The following is a 16,231-nucleotide window of genomic DNA, read 5'->3' as shown; positions in this document are numbered from 1 at the left end:
CCTCCAACGACGTTCTCTCGATGTATGAAAATATTGCAGGAATGACCAACAAAATGGTCGTGGCCGCACGTTCGAGCGACTGGGATGGCCTCGATACCCTGGAAAACCAGTGCGCCAGCGCCGCCAGCGCGACCTTGACGGGCAGCATGCCTGCCCAGGCCGGCGCCTCGCGCCTGCGCAAGATCGACTTGCTCAAGCAAATCCTGGCGAATGACCGCGAAATCCGCGCCATCACGGAACCGTGGATGACGCAGCTGTCGAATTCCATGCCAGGATCGCACGCTCGCATGTAATTCAATATGCAAGCTTGCCATGCCAGAAACGATAAAAGCACCCGAGGGTGCTTTTTTTACGTCTGCCGCCGTGCCAGGGAGCGCGCCATCTGCGGCACTCAAAAAGCAAGGAGGGGAAATTTGGAAGGCGAACCCCAGGTATCTCCTGGCGTCGCCTCGCTGCCGGTTGCATCCGGCGTTCGCGAGCACATCGTCGGCATCGCAAACCGCTTCCAGTCCCAGGCGTTTATGCAACGCTACACCTGTTTGCCGCGCCACACTATCGTTGGTGACTGCGACAGGCTGGGGCTGTTTTGTCGTAGAGCAAGTCCACTGAGTTAATCATATCACCATCTTTGAAAAATAGGCAACACCATACACAGGCACTTTCTGTCTTTTTTGAATATCTTTTTTTATATCAAATTTTTAGCGCGGCCTTGCAGCAGCACTAACGCGAAAACGGCTCCGCTTCCGCTTCGGCCACGTCCCCCTCCGCCGCCTCCGTCAGTACCGGCACCTCTTTCTTGCGGCCGAACGGCTTGCGCAGCAGGACCCAGTACTTCGAAGGCGCGCCCGGCCCCGCCGCTTGCCTGCGCTTGCGCACGACATACACGATAAGCGCCGTCAACAGCAGGAAGGCCAGGGTGCCGATACCGAGCCACAGCAAGCCGTTGCCGCCCGTTTTCTTTTCCTTGTCAGCGGCTGGCGCCGCGTGCAGAGGCTTGGGCCTGGCATGCGGCGGCTGCGCCTCGGCCGGCACGGCAGCCGGCGCAGCGGCGGCGGTGACGGGCTGAGCCAGCGCCTTTTGCAAGGCGCCGATCTTGCCTTCCAATTCACCGAGCTTGTCATTCAGGGCCGCATTTTTCTCATCCAGCGCCACGCACGCTTGCGCCTGCCCAGCATCCACCTGGGGCGCGCAAGCGGCGACGGGCGCCCTGGCGCGGCGCAGCGGCGGCGGCGGACGCAGCGCGGGAGCAGTCGGCGCAGGCACGGCAGGCACGGCAGGCGGCGGCACGAACACGCGCGCCGGACGCACCAGTCCCTCGGCGCGCGCGCGGGCTGCCAGCGCGGCGGCATCGGGCGGCGGCGCGCCGGGCGCAACGCGCGGCAGCGGCACAGGCAAGGGCGCCGGAATGGCGGGCCTGACCGGCGCACTGGCAGCGGCGACGGGCTGTGCCGGCGTCAGCCACAGCGTACCCAGACGCACGACGGCGCCACTACCATTACCCAATAACAAATACAAATGTACATGGCCCGCCTGAATCGCTTGCCGGGTAGCCACGCGCACATACTGCCGCCCACCGCGTTCCAGCGGGCTGATCGTCAAGGTTTGCAAGGCCGGGTCCATGCCGATGCCGCCGCCCCGGTACACATCGGGCGAGGCCAGGCGCACGGCCACGCCGCCGGCCTCTTCTGGAGTCAGGGCCGTCAGTTCGATCTCGGCCAGCAAGGGCTGCCCCACATGCGACAGCACCGCCATCTCACCCAGTTCGGCCGCCATCACGGGCGGCAAGACCAGGCTGGCGGCGGCGCACGCGATCAGGGACCAACGGGGGACAATGCTGCTTTGCATGGACTGATCGCTTTGATAACAAGATAGATAAGGGGAACTCGTCTGTCTTTAACGGCAGGAAATCGCAAAAATATAGATGGACCAAGGTAAAAATGATGCAATACAGCATCATCCTGTGTCTTTTTGACGTCTGGAGTACACTCGATCCACCTCCATCGATGAAAGGGATGTCATGAGTAGCAGAATCGAACGCGACAGTTTCGGCCCGATCGACGTACCCGCCGACCGGCTTTGGGGAGCGCAAACGCAGCGCTCGCTTGAGCACTTCCATATCTCCACGGAAAAGATGCCGCCTGAACTGATCGCCGCCCTGGCCACCGTCAAGCGCGCGGCCGCCCACGTCAACCTGGACCTGGGCCTATTGGATGGCAAGAAGGCCATCGCCATCACGCAGGCGGCCGACGAAGTGCTGGCCGGCAAGCATGACGCGGAATTCCCGCTGGCCGTCTGGCAAACGGGCTCTGGCACCCAAAGCAATATGAACATGAATGAAGTGCTGGCCAACCGCGGTTCCGAACTGATCGGCGGCTTGCGGGGAGACGCGCGCCTGCTGCACCCGAACGACGACGTCAACCTGGGCCAGTCCTCGAACGACATCTTTCCCACTGCCATCCATGTGGCGGCCGCCCTGAGCGTCGCCAACACGGTCTTGCCGCCGCTGCGCCAACTGCGCGCCACGCTCGACGCGAAGGCCACCGAGTTTGCCGACATCGTCAAGATCGGCCGCACGCATTTGCAGGATGCCACGCCCTTGACCCTGGGCCAGGAATTTTCCGGCTATGTGGCGCAGCTGGACTTTGCCGAGCACATCATCACGGCAGCGTTGCCGCCGCTGCTGCAACTGGCCGCCGGCGGCACGGCCGTGGGCACGGGCTTGAATGCCCACGTGGAATTTGCCGGCCGCATCGCGCTAGAACTGGCACGCCTGACGGGCCAGCCGTTCGAGACGGCCAGCAACAAGTTTGCTGCCCTGGCCGCCCATGATGCCTTGGTGGCCGCCCATGGCGCGCTGAAAACCCTGGCCACGGCGCTGATGAAAATCGCCAACGACGTACGCTGGATGGCGTCCGGCCCCCGTTCCGGCCTCGGTGAAATCACCATCCCCGAAAACGAGCCGGGCAGTTCCATCATGCCGGGCAAGGTCAATCCCACCCAGTGCGAAGCACTGACCATGCTGTGCTGCCAGGTGTTCGGCAACGACGTCGCCATCACGGTGGGTGGCGCCTCGGGTAATTTCGAGCTGAACGTCTTCAAGCCCTTGATTGCGCACAACTTTCTGCAAAGCGCGCGCCTGCTGGGCGACGGCATGCGCAGTTTCGACGCGCATTGCGCGCACGGCATCGCGCCGAACCGCGAACGCATCGCCGAACTGATGGAGCGCTCCCTGATGCTGGTCACGGCGCTGGCGCCCCACATCGGCTACGACAAGGCGGCGCAAATCGCCAAGCAGGCCCAGCATGAAGGCACGACCCTGAAGCTAGCGGCCCTGGCCCTGGGCTATGTGACGGAAGAGCAATTCAGTGCGTGGATCGTGCCACTGGAGATGACGCAGCCCAACAAAAGTTAAGGCTCAGCCTGCATTATCCCTGGCTTCATGTAAACTATGACCTTAGTTGATGCCGTCATCAAGTGTTTAAAACACATCATTGCAATAAGGGATACAATGCAAAAAGTAAGCTTTGATTTAACATCCGAGTTCGTCGAGCTGAACCAGCTACTCAAGCTGGTCGGCTTGTGCGACAGCGGTGGCGCAGGCAAGGTCATGGTCGATAGCGGCGTGGTGAAGGTCGATGGCAAGAAGGAATTGCGCAAGACCGCCAAGATCCGCGCCGGCCAGGTCGTCAGCGTGGGCGATATCCGTATCACGGTAGTCGCTCCCGTCTGATCCCGGCATGGGGCGCGAAAGCAGCCCCATGCGTCCAGCCAGCATGCCTGCCAGCCCGGCTGCCCAAGTCAAGCTGCGACACGTCGTTATTGTCAGATAAATATCGATTGCGGAAGGGGAGCGCCATGGACCAGCCCGAACAAGGTACGCGCAGCCAGGAACGCCTGATCGGCGACTTGCGCCAGGTAATAGAAAACGCGGAAGAATTGCTGCGTAACACAGACAAATACACCAGCAGCCTGTACCAGAGCGCGCGCGCCAGGCTGGAACTGGCCCTCGTCGGGGCCACCGCCGAGCTGGCCCGCTTTGAAGAAGAGCAAGTCACGCGCATGATGGACGCCACCCTGGCCGCGAACACGCTGTACCGCGACCAGACGGGCGAAGCGCGCCTGCTGCGGGCCTTCGAATAAAGTGTCACGCCGCCAGCACCGCATGCGCCAGCCATTGGCGCAGGTGGGCGGCCAGGTCGAATGCGGGGTCCCGCTCGAACGCCGCATCGAGCGCGGCGCCAAACGTCTGCCCCTGCTGCAAGACCAGCAAGGCCGCGTGCGCGGCCGCATCCACGACCAGCACCTGCGCCTTCCAGCGCGGCCGGCAAACCAGCGCCCAGCTGGCCACCTGCATTTCGTGCGGAAACATCCCCTGCCCTTCACCCTCCTGATGCGCCTGCCAAAGGGCCGCTACTTGCCAGTTCGATGCCAGCAAGGCGCAAGCGGGATGCAAACTAAAACGGCGCGCTTCGAGTTGATCGGGAGGCAGGGCGGCCAGCGCCTCGGGCGCCAGCGTTTGCGCATCGGCCGCGTAATGGGCCAGGTGCACGGCCCATTCCAGGCGCGCCATGTCGGGCAGATAGGGCAACTCGGCTGCAGGCGGAAAACTGCTCAGAAAATCGGCGAAACGGGCGCCAAAGTGGTTCAAATCGGCGCTATCTGACGGATACTGGCGCCCATACGCGCGCGCCAGGCCACCAAAGAATTGCTCGCCCACAAGCGCCAGCACGACGGGATAGGCTTGGCCCAGGGTGCGGCGCCAGGCGGCGCTCAGATTGCCGCGATACAAAGAGAAACGCTGCGGCACCGCCGCTCCCGCGAACGATGGCAACGTTGCCGCAGTATCGAGCAAGGCCGTGGCAAATGCTTGCTGGCCGGCCACCAGCGCATCCAGCGACACGGGCGGTGGCGCCGCCGCCAGCAGCGCGCCCTGCCATGGCGCTTGCGGCGCATGGCGCGCCAGCATCGATTGCGCCTTGCTTGCCTCGCCCAGCAGGATATCGAGCGGCGGCAAATGCGTGTCCCATTCGACCAGGGTGGGCACGGCGCCAAAGCGCAACAAGGCGGCCGCATACAAGTCCCAGACGGGCTCGGCCACGGCGGCGCCATGGTGGTCGATCACGGCCTGCGGCGTCAGCAAATGGCCACCCAGGTGCAGCTCGCCCACGCTGCCAGGCGCGATGCTTTGCATGGCAAGCAGCGCGTCTTCGCCGTGGTTGCACTGATTCACATACAAGTTGTTGATATCGAGCAGCAGCCCGCAGCCGCTGCGGCGCGCCAGTTCCGCCAGGAATTGCGCCTCGCTCATGGCATCGTCGGCAAAACGCAGGTAAGTCGAGACATTCTCCAGCAAGATCGGCCTTTTCAGCACATCCTGCACCCTCCCCACTCTGGCGCACAGCAAATCGAGGGCCGCGCCATTCAAGGCCAGCGGCAACAGATCATTGAGTTGCTGCTGCGCCACGGCACCCCAGCTCAGGTGTTCCGACACAAGAAACGGTTCGATGCGCTCCACCACGGCGCGCACGCGCTGCAAATGGGCCTCGGAAAAGCCGCGCGCGGAACCCAGGCCCAGGCCCACGCCATGCAGGCTGATCGGGTAATCCTGGCGCAGGCTCTGCAGCACATGACTATCCCAGCCAGATGGCTGCAGATAATTTTCGGTATGTACTTCCAGCCAGCCCACGGCGGGCCGGCGCGCCAGAAAATCGCGGTAGTGCGCGGCGCGCAGGCCCACGCCGGCACGCGCCCGCAATGGCTGCGGCATGGGCAAGCGGCGAGAGTTTACGGCTGCGTGGCCGGTTTGGCGGCCTTGCCGGCCTTGATGGGCTTGACGGAACCGCCCGCCTGTTCGCACGTGCCCTTGGCAACATAGGCCCATTCCGTGGGCAGATTGTCCGCCTCGGCCTGGCCCGCGCAGGAATGCGCGCCATCGGACGAAGCGCAATCGTTCTGCCCTGCCTTGGCGACGCCGTAGCATTTTTCCTTGTCGCCAGGGGCGGGGCCATCGTGCGCGGCCGCGTTAAGGGTAGTGCCGGCACAGAGGCCCGCGAGGGCGGCGGCGATGAGAGCTTGACGTTTGTTCATGGGAGTTCCTCTTGCATGGGTCAAAGTAATCGGTAAATTCTGACGGCACGCCCCCCGCTGCACGATGGGCAACGCGAGGTGATGGACGTCATTTTACTGAATCGGCCGTGCCATGGCGAACCATGGTCAATTAATCAACTTCACAGGAGCGGGAAAAAAAAAGCGGAAAGACAGACAAAAACGCCCACTCTCCACCGTCGAGGACGGTGGTGTGGGCATGGGCACGGCAAAGCGCCAGACGGGCGCTACAGACCTGCGCTCAGGCTGTCGTGTTGATGCGGTTACCGAGGTGAGCCGGCAGACTTGGCGCCGACTGTATCGGTGGCAACGCTTCCAGCAAGGCAGTGGCGGTCGAACTTTGAATATCCTGGGCTTTTTTCAGGACAGTCAAGCCGACGGCTTGCCGCGTGCCTGTCTCCGCCATAGTGGTTGACAGTTGAGCAATGCTTCCGACGTCCATACATTTCTCCAATGAGGTTCTACCAGTATTAACGGATGGCCGCGGCAAACCTTTAGCTTATTTTTCCAGCTTATTTTCCAACTGCAGCAGCAACCAGGCCAGCACGTGCTCGCGCGCATTCAAGTCCAGCCATTGCACGCCCTCACGCAGGTCGGCCGGCGCCGGGCTGTCGGAGGCGACGGCGATCACATGCGGGTCATGCGGATACAGGGGCGCCTGCCCCACTTCCGGGCGGAACACTTCCAGCTTGGGAATGGGGTCCGTCTTGAAACCTTCGACCAGGGTCAGGTCCGCCGGCCCCATGCGGGCCAATTGCTGCGCCAGGCTCGGTTCGGGCGCGCCGCGCAACTCATGCACGATGGCAAAGCGATACGGCGACGCCACCAGCACTTCCGCCGCCCCTGCCAGACGCAAGCGGGCGCTGTCTTTTTGCGGCGGTTCCAGCGCCAGGTCATGGTGGCTGTGCTTGACCAGGTTGACGCGCAAGCCGCGCGCCGCCAGTTCCTTCACCACAAATTCCAGCAGGGTCGTCTTGCCGCTACCGGAACGGCCGATCACACCCAGTACCGGGTGGGCGGGCATCGCATCGTGCATGATCACTCCTTGATTGAGAAGCAGTGATTATACGCAGCCGCACCGGCGCCAGCGCCCGGCGCGGGCGACATGCATTGCCCAACTCAGGCCGGTGCCGGCTTGCCACCCTGCCGCCGGCGCCGGCCCGCCGGCCCGGGCGCTGCCTGCGCATTCCTGGCCCAGCGCGCCAATTGCCGATGCGCAGCGATCACGCCCGCTTCAGCATCGGATTGCACGGGCACGGCGGCAACGGCGGCGACCAAGCCTTCAACCTGCGCCAGCGGGGCGAAGTCGTGCGCCCGCACATCCGCTTCCCAGGCGGCCCGCTGCGCCAGCACAGCAAAGGGCACGGCGGGCGCCGCGCGCGGCTGCGCCAGGGTCAGCACGGCGCCCAGGCCGCTGGCGGCTGCCACGCGCGCGCCCATCTGGGGCAAGCCACCATCGGCGGCGCGGCAAAAGCGCTGCAGGATGGTTTTGATGATCGACGTGTGATCGACCACCTGGTGGCTGACGCTGCCCGGCGCGATCAGCGGCGACACCAGCAGCATGGGCACGCGCACGCCGTACTGGCGAAACGCGGGGTCGTCATCGGCGGCGGCGGGCGGCGGCACATGGTCGAAAAAGCCGCCGTGCTCGTCATAACTGAGGATCAGCAAGGTGCGCGGCCAGGCGGGACCGCGCGACAGGGCCTGATAAACCTGGGCTACCAGCGCCTGGCCGGCGCGGATATCGGCCGGCGGGTGGTCGTCATTCTCAAAAAAATGCGGATCGATCCAGCTGACAGACGGCAAGGTGCCCGCCAGCGCATCGCCGATGAAACCATAGCGGCGCGCGCTGGAACCGAAGGGTTCATACCACTCGGACGAGCGGTAATGGTCGTCGCTGAAGGCCAGGCTCCAGGGTTTCCAGGCGGAATAAAATTTCCAGCTAACCTGGGCCCGGTCCAGGTGGCGCACGAAGGACTTGTTCGCATACAGGGGCACGCGCTTGCTGTCGCGGCTGCCGGCTGCCTTGCCGCTGATCGCGTACAGGCGGTTGGGCCAGGTGGCGCCAGGCACGGAGCTGTAGCAGCGGTCGCAGACGCAGAACTGTTGCGCCAGAAAATCATACATGGGCAAGTCGGCCGCATTGTAGTAACCCATCACCAGATCGATGTCGGGGTCGCCCGGATGCGTTTGCGCATAGTCGTCGACGAAGCCACCGTTATTGTTTTGCAATTGCTGCGCCACCGACAGGCCCGTATGCGACGGGTCTTGCTGCGGGCCGAAGGCCGTGCGCCGCAAATGGTGCACAGGATACGTTACGCCCGCGTGCAGGTTGGCATGGCCGGCCTGCAAGCCATCGATGTCGGCGCGCCCCCCTTCCAGACTCAGGTAGCCCAGCATGTGGTCGAACGAGCGGTTTTCCAGCATCAGCACGACGATATGCTCGATGCGCGCCAGATTTTCCGGCGCATCCGTATCAAGCGCACTCTCACCTGCAGCTGCGGCAGCAATCATGGGAACCCCCTGGCCGCGCACACGGGCGCAGCGACCCTGATTCGACCAGGCCAGGCCAGGTTGGTTCAGCTACGAAGGCCCGGCCTTGATGCGCAACAAGTCAATACGGCACGCGGTAGCGGTAGCCCTTGAAACTGAAGATGGCCGCCTTCGGCTGCAACTTTTCCAGTACCAGGCCCGGTGCCAACTCCTCGCCTTCGTGGCGCAGCACCTTGTCGATCAGCAACAGGCGGTCGGCCGGATTCTTCGAATAGATATAGCCGCCGATGGCAATGGCGGGGATTTGCCGTTGTATCGGCTCGGGCAAGTCGCGCATGCCGGGGACGCTTTCCTCGGCGGCGGGCGTGGGCGGCACTGCAGGCGCCGGGGCCGCAACGGGCGGCGACACGGCCTGGCCGGGCGTCTCCTGCTTCGGCTCCGCCACGGGCCTGGCATGGTGCACGGGTGCGGCGGTGGCCGCTGGCGGCACGGGAGTAACTTGTGTGACGGGGGCCAGCGCGGGTACAGGTACAGGGACTGCTGGCGGGACGGCTACCGGCATCGGTGCTGGCACAGCCTGGGCCAACACGGCAGGTGTAAGCGCCGGCGCCGTGGCCGCTGCCTGCCAAGGCTGCCACAGCAGCAGTGCGGCAGCCACGGCCACCGTCACGCCGCCCAGCGCCAGCCAGACGGGCGTGCGCCGCGCAGAAGCGGACGCTGCGCCATCATGCAGCTGCACTTGCGGTGCGTGAATCGAGGGCAACTCGCCCAGCTGGCGCTCGGCCTGCGATTTTTTCAGTGCTTCAAGTATGTAGGACATCTTATTTCCCTGCCACCATCGCCGTCGCAGCGGACGCTGCCACGGCAGGAGCTGCGCTGCTCAGGCGCGGCTCCGCGTTGTCACCCAGTTGCCTCAGGCGTATGTAGGTTTTCGGACCCGCCAGGCCATCAGCCCGCAGGTTCTGGCTCTGCTGGAAAGCACGCAGCTGGCCTTGCATCTCGCCATCGAGCGGCAGATTGGCGGCCGGCGCCGGCAAGCCACGCTGCTGCGCCAGGCGCTGCGCCAGCCAGTCCACGTCGGCGCCGCGGGCACCCAGCGGCACTTCGTCGCGCCAGCCTCGCGGGGCGCGCCAGAAGGTGGTAAAACTGCCATCGCTGCGCTGCGCCAGCTGGGCCAGGGGCAGGCTTTGTTGTTTGCCATCGAGTATCAAGGTGGCCGTCTCGCCCTGCAAGCGCGTCAGCAACGCCAGCTGTTCTGCTCCTTGACCATCGCGCAAGGCCAGCATCGCGGGAGTATCCAGCACGCGCAGTTCGGCGATGCCGCCCCGGCTATGCAGGCAGCGCAGGCCGGCGCGGGCGCCCGCCTGGCAAGCGTCACCGGCCGGCAACTGCTCGCCCCACAGGGCGGCCAGCTGGCGCAGCACGGCGTTGCTGTCCGGCACGCTGACGGGCGCAGGCACGGTCACCGCTGCGGACGCCGCCGGCACGGATGCGGCCAAGGCCGGTGCCGGTGCCGTGACCGCCGGTACGGGCACGCCAGCGTGCGGCATGAAGTGCCAGGCCAGCGCGGCCGTGACCACGGCACCGGCCAGCACGCCACCGGCCACGTGCGGCCAGCGCAAGCCCCGTCCGGCAGCCGGCTTGCCCTCTTCTGCAAATACTTCCTCGGCGGCACGGCGCAATATCTGGCGCGTCACCTGTGGCTGGTTTTCCACGTAGGCGCCCAGCAGCGCGCGGTCGCACAGCAGGTTGATGCGGCGCGGCACGCCCTTGCTCAAGGCATGGATCTGCGCCATCAGGCGCGGCGCGAACGGCGTCTGCGCCGTACTGCCCGCCACGGCCAGGCGGTGGCGGACATAGCTGGCCGTTTCCTCGGCCGTCAGCGAGCCCAGGTGATAGCGGGCAATCACGCGCTGCGCCAGCTGTTCCAGCTCGGGCCGGGCCAGCATGGCGCGCAATTCCGGCTGGCCGATGAGGATAATCTGCAGCAGTTTGCGCTCGCTCGTTTCCAGGTTGGTCAGCAAACGCAGCTGCTCCAGCACGGCGGCGGACAGGTTTTGCGCTTCGTCAATGATCAGCACATTGTTCTTGCCCTGCGCATGGCTGGCCAGCAAATGCGCATTGATGGCGTCGACATAGCCTTTCACGCTGGCCACGCCGGGCGCCACGGCGATGCGGAATTCCTCGCAGATCGACAGCAGCAATTCCTCGACGGACAGTTTCGGATTGAAGATATAGGCGAGCTGGCAATTGTCCGGAATCTGTTCCATGAAGCAGCGGCACACGGTGGTCTTGCCGGCGCCGATTTCTCCCGTCAGCAGCACGAAGCCGCCGCCGCTGCCCACGCCATACAGCAAGTGCGCCAGCGCTTCGCGGTGGCGTTCGCTCATGAACAGGTAGCGCGGATCGGGGGCGATCGAAAACGGCGATTGCTTGAGCTGGAAATAATGCGTGTACATGGAGACCCTGCGGATGAAACGATCAAAATGCGCGGCGGCAAGCCGAACCCCTCAGCGGGTGCGGGCGGGCGGCAACGGCTTGTATTTGGCGCAATACACTTTCGCCTTGCTACGGAAGTAGACGATTTTACTGCCAGGCATGGAACCACGGACAGGAAAGGCGGAATTGTCGAGTTTATTGAAACGCAGGCCCGAGGCGCTGCGAATGGCCGGTTCCAGCTTTTCCGGCGTCGAATCCGCCACCACGCCCATGAAGACCAGGGGGCTGGTATCGTCGCTGACGATCACGTCGGTAACGGGCGCGCCCCACAAGGTGGCGTCCGTGCGGAACCAGTAGGCGCCGCCTTCATGCTTGTAGGCGGGGCCGAAAGCCGTCAGCAAATAGGCATAGAATGCCTTGTTGTCGATCTGGTCGATGCACAGCACGGCATTGCCCACCACTTGCCCGAACGTGGACGGCGGCGGCTTGGCCTGCGCCAGCACGCCGGACACGGGCACACCGAAGGCCAGCAGGGCGAACGCCGCCAGCAGGGCCGGCGCACGCCAAGGACGCATCAATGCACGGCGCACGCGCATGATCAGCGCTTGCGCTCTTCTTTCTTGACCTTCTTGGCTTCCTTCTTTTCCTTCATGCTCTTGGCCGGTTCCTTCTTGGCTTCTTTCTTGCTGTCCTGTGCCTTGCTCATCATCTACTCCATGCTTGGGCGAAAATGCCTGGGCCATTATGACACTCCCCCATGAAAATGCCACCCGAAAAGCAAAACGGCCGCACAAGGCGGCCGTTCCAGTCAGGCATCAGCGCACTATCAGTGCAGGCACAGGCGACGGCGCGTCTTTTCGATCAGCTCCGCATCGTAGGGATGCAGGTTCTCGATAAAGAACAATTCCGTTTCCGCCTCGTCTTCCAGGCACATCTCGAGCATGACCGGGCCATCGCTTTCGCGGCCCAGGAAATCCTTCGGCCAGCGGTTCTTGCGGTGCGTGCGCATCATTTCCATGCCCAGCTTGGCCAGCGGCGCCGACACGCCGGCGGCCAGCGCCTCTTGCTGCCAGTCGTCCCAGTACTCGCTCTTTGCTGCCTTGTCGTTCATCATGCTCTTCCAACTCAGGTGTAAAAGGCGGACTTTACTCTTCATGGCGCGCCTTGCCAAGCATGCATACAAGCAATAGCGCAACACCAGACCTGGACCAGTCTGAAAAAATTGGCATTAAACAAGGCCAATTTCAATACCATTCACAAAACACAAAAAACCCTTTATTAACAGCAACTTGCAATCACCACCTCGGGCATGGCACGGCATCGCACCACGCATTTATTAATACCACTTAAATACCTGTTGACAAGCCATCGAGGCGACAATATAGTGCCTTCAGCTTTTTCGCCGCCCGACAAATAAAAAACCAGACAGGCGCAATCAACCATATGCGGGACTGCACAACATGATCGAATACATAATCGGCGTCGACGGCGGGGGCAGCGGCACCCGCGTACGCCTGGCGCGCCTCGATGGCCAGGAACTGGCGCAGGGACAAAGCGGCCCATCCGGCCTGGGACTGGGCATCGACCGCGCCTGGACGTCCGTGGCACATGCCGTCACCCTGGCCTTCCGCGCCGCCGGCCTGGAACAGCCGTCGCTGCAGCGCATGGCCATCGGCCTGGGCCTGGCCGGCGTGCACAACAAGCAGTGGGCCGCCAGCTTTGTCGAACACAATCCCGGCTATGCCTTGGTGGCACTCGAATCGGATGCCCTGACCACCCTGCTGGGCGCCCACGCGGGCCAGCCGGGCGTCATCGTCGCCATCGGCACCGGCAGCGTAGGCGAAGTACTGCACGCGGACGGCAGCCGCCACGAAGTGGGCGGCTGGGGCTTTCCCTCCGGCGACGAAGCCGGCGGCGCCTGGATCGGCATGCGCGCCATCAACCACGCGCAGCAGGTGGTCGACGGGCGCGTGCCCGGCAGCGCCTTCGCCACGGCCATCATCGACGCCTGCGGCGGCCAGCGCAACGCCATGCAGGTGTGGCTGGCGGCCGCCAGCCAGACCACGTTCGCGCAACTGGCGCGGCTGGTACTCGAACACGCGGCCAGCAATGCCGTGGCACATGGCATCCTGAGCGACGCGGGCCAGCAGATCGCCCTCATTGCCAGGGCGCTCGACCCGGCCGGCACCTTGCCCGTGGCCCTGTGCGGCGGCCTGGCGGCGCCCTTGTCAAGCTACCTGCCGGCGGCACTGCTGCAACTGGTCGTGCCGGCACAGGGCGACTCGGCCGCAGGCGGCCTGCGCCTGATCAGCAAGCACTTGCAGGAGCAATGACCATGCTGACCAAACTGTCCGCCTTCAAACCCAATCCCGCCAGCGACACGCCGCTCTACATGCAACTGGCGAACATGCTGTCGGACGGCATCGCCAGCGGCGACTGGCGCGCCAACCAGGCCTTGCCTTCCGAGCGCGTGCTGTCGGACATCCTGGAAATCTCGCGCGTCACGGCGCGCAAGGCCATCGACATGCTGTGCGACCGGGGCATGCTGACGCGCAGGCGCGGCTCGGGCACCTACATCACGCCCAAGCTGGAGCAGCCGCTGTCGCGCCTGACGAGCTTTTCGGAAGAATTGCGCCAGCGGGGCTTCACGGCCGGCTCGCGCTGGCTGCAGCGCGATATCGGCGCGGCGGCGCCGCTGGAACTGCTGTCGCTGGGCCTGTCGCCACACATGCCGGTGGCGCGCTTGCGCCGCCTGCGCACGGCCGACGACGTGGTGATGGCGATCGAGACGACCACCATCCCCGCGCTGTACATGCCGGATCCGCAGCAGGTCACCGATTCGCTGTACGGCTACCTGGAGTCGCGCGGCACCATCCCGATGCGCGCGCTGCAGCATATCCGCGCCGTCAACGCCACGGCGGAACAGGCCAAGCTGGCCAATATCAAGACGGGTGAAGCCATGCTGCACATCACCCGTGTCAGTTATCTCGACAACGGCGCAGCGGTGGAACTGACCCACTCGTATTGCCGCAGTGATTATTATGAATTCGTAGCGGAGTCGCGCAGATGAGCAGCACTATCAAAGGCAATATCCTTACCCCCGGCGGCTGGATCCACGGCGCCATCGCCTTCGGCGAGCGCGTCGACAGCATCACGGGCGAGTCCCTCCACCCGTCGACCAATGGCGACGACTATATTTTGCCCGGCTTTATCGACCTGCACGTGCATGGCGGCGCCGGCAAGGACATCATGCAAGGCGGCGACGCCGTCTACACCATCGCGGCCATCCACGCGCGCCACGGCACCACCAGCCTGCTGGCCACCACCATGACGGCGCCGCCGGAAGATATCGACATGGCCCTGACGGCCATCGGCATCGCTGCCAACCACCGCCGCCCGAACACGGCGCGCGTGCTGGGCGCCCACCTGGAAGGCCCGTACATCAATTCCGGCAAACTCGGGGCGCAGCCGAACTACGCGCGCGCCGCCACGCTGGCCGAAATCGAACGCCTGCAAACGCTGGCCAAGCTGCGCGTCATCACCGTGGCGCCGGAAATCGCCGGCCACCTGGACCTGGTGCGTGCCCTGGCCGACGCCGGCGTGCGCGTGCAGATCGGTCACACGCTCGGCTCCTATGAGGATGGCGTGGCCGCGCTGGAGCACGGCGCCATGGGTTTCACGCATTTGTTCAACGCCATGAGCGGCTTGCACCACCGCGAGCCGGGCATGGTCGGCGCCGCCCTGGCGCACGCCGAATACGCGGAACTGATTCCCGACCTGCTGCACGTGCACCCGGGCGCCATCAAGGTGGCCCTGCGCGCCATCCCGCGCCTGTACTGCGTCACCGATTCGACCGCCGCCACCGGCATGCCGGACGGCGAATACATGCTGGGCCGCCACGCCGTGCAGAAATGCATGGGCGGCGTGCGCCTGCCCGACGGCACGCTGGCGGGCAGCACCCTGACCCTGGACCAGGCGCTGCGCAACCTGGTGGGACTGGGACTGGACCTGGCCGACGCGTCCAAGCGCGTGTCGACCAATGCCGCCGATTACCTGGGCCTGGAAGAACGCGGCCGGCTGGCCCCCGGCACTTACGCCGATCTGGTGGTACTCGATCGCGATCTCAAACTCAAAGCTGTGTATATAGAAGGAGAAATCTGTGACCTCAATGATGCTTAAAGAAGCCATTTCCGCCGCCGAATGCGTCGCCCTGCAACTGGCCAGCGACACGGAACGCTACGCGGAACTGGGCCGCAAATTGAGGAGCACCTCGTTCTCGACCGCGCTGACCATCGCGCGCGGCAGCTCCGACCACGCCTGCAACTACGTCGCCTACCTGATCATGGCGCGCCTGGGCCGTGTCGTCGCCTCGCTGCCGATGTCGCTGGTGACCCTGAACAAGTCGCCGCTGGTAACGCGCGATACGCTGGCCATCTCGATCTCGCAATCGGGCCAGAGCCCGGACGTGGTCGAACCGATCCGCTACTTCCGCGACGGCGGCGCCACCACCGTGGCCCTCGTCAACGACATCGATTCGCCGCTGGCGCACGCCGCCGAATGGGCCATGCCCCTGCGCGCCGGCAAGGAACAAAGCGTCGCCGCCACCAAGAGCTTCATCACCAGCCTGGTCGCCGGTGCGCGCATGGTGGCCCAGTGGCAGAACGACCCCGAGCTACAGGCGGGTCTGGAAGCGCTGCCCGAAGCGCTGCTCGAAGCGACCCGCGTCGACTGGTCGCCGGCGATTGACGTGCTGGCGCCGGCGCGCAACATCATGGTCGTGGGACGCGGCATCAGCTTCCCAGTGGCGCTGGAAGCGGCACTGAAATTCAAGGAAACCTCGGCCCTGCAGGCGGAAGCGTTCAGCGGCGCCGAAATCAAGCATGGCCCGATGGCCCTGATCGAAGACGGCTACCCGCTACTGATTTTTGCCACGCGCGGCCCGACGCAAGCCGGTCTGCTGCAACTGGCAACGGAGATGCGCGGCCGCGGCGCCAAGGTCTTGCTGGCGGCGCCAAGCGATGTGGCCGAGCGCGACCTGACCCTGCCCGTGGCGGCCACGCCGGACCTCGACCCGATCGTCGCCATCCAGTCCTTCTACGTGATGGCGGCGAAGCTGTCGGCCGCGCGCGGCATGGACCCGGATGCGCCGCGCCACCTGAGCAAAGTAACAAAAACAAACTAAGCAATACCCAAC

Annotated in this window: 18 protein-coding genes; 8 read left to right on the top strand and 10 right to left on the bottom strand. The window is 64.7% G+C overall.

What is annotated here, in order from left to right:
- Positions 1-41 precede the first annotated feature (41 nt).
- The gene (locus C8C92_RS07590) at positions 42-293 is read left to right on the top strand and encodes a flagellar protein FliT (protein ID WP_243420140.1); all 252 of its coding nucleotides are present in this window, start codon (positions 42-44) and stop codon (positions 291-293) included.
- Positions 294-720: 427 nt separating this feature from the next.
- On the opposite strand, the gene C8C92_RS07585 is transcribed toward C8C92_RS07590, so the two are convergent.
- Positions 721-1,845, bottom strand: a complete 1,125-nt coding sequence (locus C8C92_RS07585; RefSeq protein WP_116743431.1) for a hypothetical protein — start codon at positions 1,843-1,845, stop codon at positions 721-723.
- Positions 1,846-2,017: 172 nt separating this feature from the next.
- Between C8C92_RS07585 and fumC the strand changes: the two genes are divergently transcribed.
- The 3 genes from fumC (at position 2,018) to C8C92_RS07570 (ending at position 4,140) form a co-directional block, all read left to right on the top strand.
- Positions 2,018-3,412, top strand: coding sequence for a class II fumarate hydratase (fumC, locus tag C8C92_RS07580; protein ID WP_116743430.1), 1,395 nt, complete (start codon positions 2,018-2,020; stop codon positions 3,410-3,412).
- 96 nt (positions 3,413-3,508) lie between these two features.
- Positions 3,509-3,730: an RNA-binding S4 domain-containing protein gene (locus C8C92_RS07575; RefSeq protein ID WP_035825476.1), complete on the top strand. Its 222-nt coding sequence runs from the start codon at positions 3,509-3,511 to the stop codon at positions 3,728-3,730.
- A gap of 125 nt (positions 3,731-3,855) precedes the next feature.
- Entirely contained in the window at positions 3,856-4,140 is a 285-nt protein-coding gene (locus C8C92_RS07570) for a hypothetical protein (RefSeq protein WP_099760337.1), read from the top strand.
- A gap of 4 nt (positions 4,141-4,144) precedes the next feature.
- Here C8C92_RS07570 and C8C92_RS07565 read toward each other — a convergent pair whose 3' ends face one another.
- From C8C92_RS07565 to C8C92_RS07525, 9 genes are all read right to left on the bottom strand, one after another.
- Positions 4,145-5,767, bottom strand: coding sequence for a DUF692 family multinuclear iron-containing protein (locus C8C92_RS07565; protein ID WP_116743429.1), 1,623 nt, complete (start codon positions 5,765-5,767; stop codon positions 4,145-4,147).
- A gap of 17 nt (positions 5,768-5,784) precedes the next feature.
- Complete coding sequence (locus C8C92_RS07560; protein ID WP_099760339.1) at positions 5,785-6,087, bottom strand: DUF2282 domain-containing protein; 303 nt, start codon at positions 6,085-6,087, stop codon at positions 5,785-5,787.
- 259 nt (positions 6,088-6,346) lie between these two features.
- Positions 6,347-6,547 (bottom strand): YjfB family protein, encoded by a 201-nt coding sequence (locus tag C8C92_RS07555; RefSeq protein ID WP_096234204.1) that lies wholly within the window; start codon positions 6,545-6,547, stop codon positions 6,347-6,349.
- A 57-nt stretch (positions 6,548-6,604) separates the two neighbouring features.
- Positions 6,605-7,141: a molybdopterin-guanine dinucleotide biosynthesis protein B gene (mobB, locus tag C8C92_RS07550; RefSeq protein WP_116743428.1), complete on the bottom strand. Its 537-nt coding sequence runs from the start codon at positions 7,139-7,141 to the stop codon at positions 6,605-6,607.
- An 83-nt stretch (positions 7,142-7,224) separates the two neighbouring features.
- Positions 7,225-8,619: an alkaline phosphatase family protein gene (locus tag C8C92_RS07545; protein WP_116743427.1), complete on the bottom strand. Its 1,395-nt coding sequence runs from the start codon at positions 8,617-8,619 to the stop codon at positions 7,225-7,227.
- Positions 8,620-8,719: 100 nt separating this feature from the next.
- Positions 8,720-9,418 (bottom strand): general secretion pathway protein GspB, encoded by a 699-nt coding sequence (locus C8C92_RS07540; protein WP_116743426.1) that lies wholly within the window; start codon positions 9,416-9,418, stop codon positions 8,720-8,722.
- A 1-nt stretch (position 9,419) separates the two neighbouring features.
- Complete coding sequence (locus tag C8C92_RS07535; RefSeq protein ID WP_116743425.1) at positions 9,420-11,057, bottom strand: ExeA family protein; 1,638 nt, start codon at positions 11,055-11,057, stop codon at positions 9,420-9,422.
- 51 nt (positions 11,058-11,108) lie between these two features.
- Positions 11,109-11,633 (bottom strand): hypothetical protein, encoded by a 525-nt coding sequence (locus C8C92_RS07530; protein ID WP_116743424.1) that lies wholly within the window; start codon positions 11,631-11,633, stop codon positions 11,109-11,111.
- Between the two features lie 230 nt (positions 11,634-11,863).
- Positions 11,864-12,151, bottom strand: a complete 288-nt coding sequence (locus tag C8C92_RS07525; RefSeq protein WP_071079060.1) for a hypothetical protein — start codon at positions 12,149-12,151, stop codon at positions 11,864-11,866.
- Between the two features lie 346 nt (positions 12,152-12,497).
- Between C8C92_RS07525 and C8C92_RS07520 the strand changes: the two genes are divergently transcribed.
- From C8C92_RS07520 to C8C92_RS07505, 4 genes are read left to right on the top strand one after another with little or no spacing between them, the layout of a single operon-like run.
- Complete coding sequence (locus C8C92_RS07520; protein WP_116743423.1) at positions 12,498-13,370, top strand: BadF/BadG/BcrA/BcrD ATPase family protein; 873 nt, start codon at positions 12,498-12,500, stop codon at positions 13,368-13,370.
- A 2-nt stretch (positions 13,371-13,372) separates the two neighbouring features.
- A complete protein-coding gene (locus C8C92_RS07515) occupies positions 13,373-14,107 on the top strand; it encodes a GntR family transcriptional regulator (protein ID WP_096238325.1) in 735 nt (244 codons plus the stop codon).
- Positions 14,104-15,216, top strand: coding sequence for an N-acetylglucosamine-6-phosphate deacetylase (gene nagA / locus C8C92_RS07510; RefSeq protein ID WP_099760347.1), 1,113 nt, complete (start codon positions 14,104-14,106; stop codon positions 15,214-15,216). The genes C8C92_RS07515 and nagA overlap by 4 nt, the downstream gene beginning before the upstream one ends.
- On the top strand, positions 15,206-16,219 hold the full coding sequence (locus tag C8C92_RS07505) for an SIS domain-containing protein (RefSeq protein ID WP_099760348.1): 1,014 nt from the start codon (positions 15,206-15,208) through the stop codon (positions 16,217-16,219). The genes nagA and C8C92_RS07505 overlap by 11 nt, the downstream gene beginning before the upstream one ends.
- Positions 16,220-16,231 lie beyond the last annotated feature (12 nt).

Origin of the sequence: Janthinobacterium sp. 78, from assembly GCF_003096775.1 — a bacterium.
GTDB lineage: Bacteria > Pseudomonadota > Gammaproteobacteria > Burkholderiales > Burkholderiaceae_D > Janthinobacterium > Janthinobacterium tructae.
Note: the sequence above shows the minus strand (reverse complement) of the source record. Positions and strands in the feature narration are given on the sequence as shown.

Bases quoted from the DNA above. Each gene is read 5' to 3' on its own strand.
- C8C92_RS07590 (WP_243420140.1), top strand. From the start codon at position 42: ATGACCAACAAAATGGTCGTGGCCGCACGTTCGAGCGACTGGGATGGC.
- C8C92_RS07585 (WP_116743431.1), bottom strand. From the start codon at position 1,845: ATGCAAAGCAGCATTGTCCCCCGTTGGTCCCTGATCGCGTGCGCCGCC.
- fumC (WP_116743430.1), top strand. From the start codon at position 2,018: ATGAGTAGCAGAATCGAACGCGACAGTTTCGGCCCGATCGACGTACCC.
- C8C92_RS07575 (WP_035825476.1), top strand. From the start codon at position 3,509: ATGCAAAAAGTAAGCTTTGATTTAACATCCGAGTTCGTCGAGCTGAAC.
- C8C92_RS07570 (WP_099760337.1), top strand. From the start codon at position 3,856: ATGGACCAGCCCGAACAAGGTACGCGCAGCCAGGAACGCCTGATCGGC.
- C8C92_RS07565 (WP_116743429.1), bottom strand. From the start codon at position 5,767: ATGCCGCAGCCATTGCGGGCGCGTGCCGGCGTGGGCCTGCGCGCCGCG.
- C8C92_RS07560 (WP_099760339.1), bottom strand. From the start codon at position 6,087: ATGAACAAACGTCAAGCTCTCATCGCCGCCGCCCTCGCGGGCCTCTGT.
- C8C92_RS07555 (WP_096234204.1), bottom strand. From the start codon at position 6,547: ATGGACGTCGGAAGCATTGCTCAACTGTCAACCACTATGGCGGAGACA.
- mobB (WP_116743428.1), bottom strand. From the start codon at position 7,141: ATGCACGATGCGATGCCCGCCCACCCGGTACTGGGTGTGATCGGCCGT.
- C8C92_RS07545 (WP_116743427.1), bottom strand. From the start codon at position 8,619: ATGATTGCTGCCGCAGCTGCAGGTGAGAGTGCGCTTGATACGGATGCG.
- C8C92_RS07540 (WP_116743426.1), bottom strand. From the start codon at position 9,418: ATGTCCTACATACTTGAAGCACTGAAAAAATCGCAGGCCGAGCGCCAG.
- C8C92_RS07535 (WP_116743425.1), bottom strand. From the start codon at position 11,057: ATGTACACGCATTATTTCCAGCTCAAGCAATCGCCGTTTTCGATCGCC.
- C8C92_RS07530 (WP_116743424.1), bottom strand. From the start codon at position 11,633: ATGCGCGTGCGCCGTGCATTGATGCGTCCTTGGCGTGCGCCGGCCCTG.
- C8C92_RS07525 (WP_071079060.1), bottom strand. From the start codon at position 12,151: ATGATGAACGACAAGGCAGCAAAGAGCGAGTACTGGGACGACTGGCAG.
- C8C92_RS07520 (WP_116743423.1), top strand. From the start codon at position 12,498: ATGATCGAATACATAATCGGCGTCGACGGCGGGGGCAGCGGCACCCGC.
- C8C92_RS07515 (WP_096238325.1), top strand. From the start codon at position 13,373: ATGCTGACCAAACTGTCCGCCTTCAAACCCAATCCCGCCAGCGACACG.
- nagA (WP_099760347.1), top strand. From the start codon at position 14,104: ATGAGCAGCACTATCAAAGGCAATATCCTTACCCCCGGCGGCTGGATC.
- C8C92_RS07505 (WP_099760348.1), top strand. From the start codon at position 15,206: ATGATGCTTAAAGAAGCCATTTCCGCCGCCGAATGCGTCGCCCTGCAA.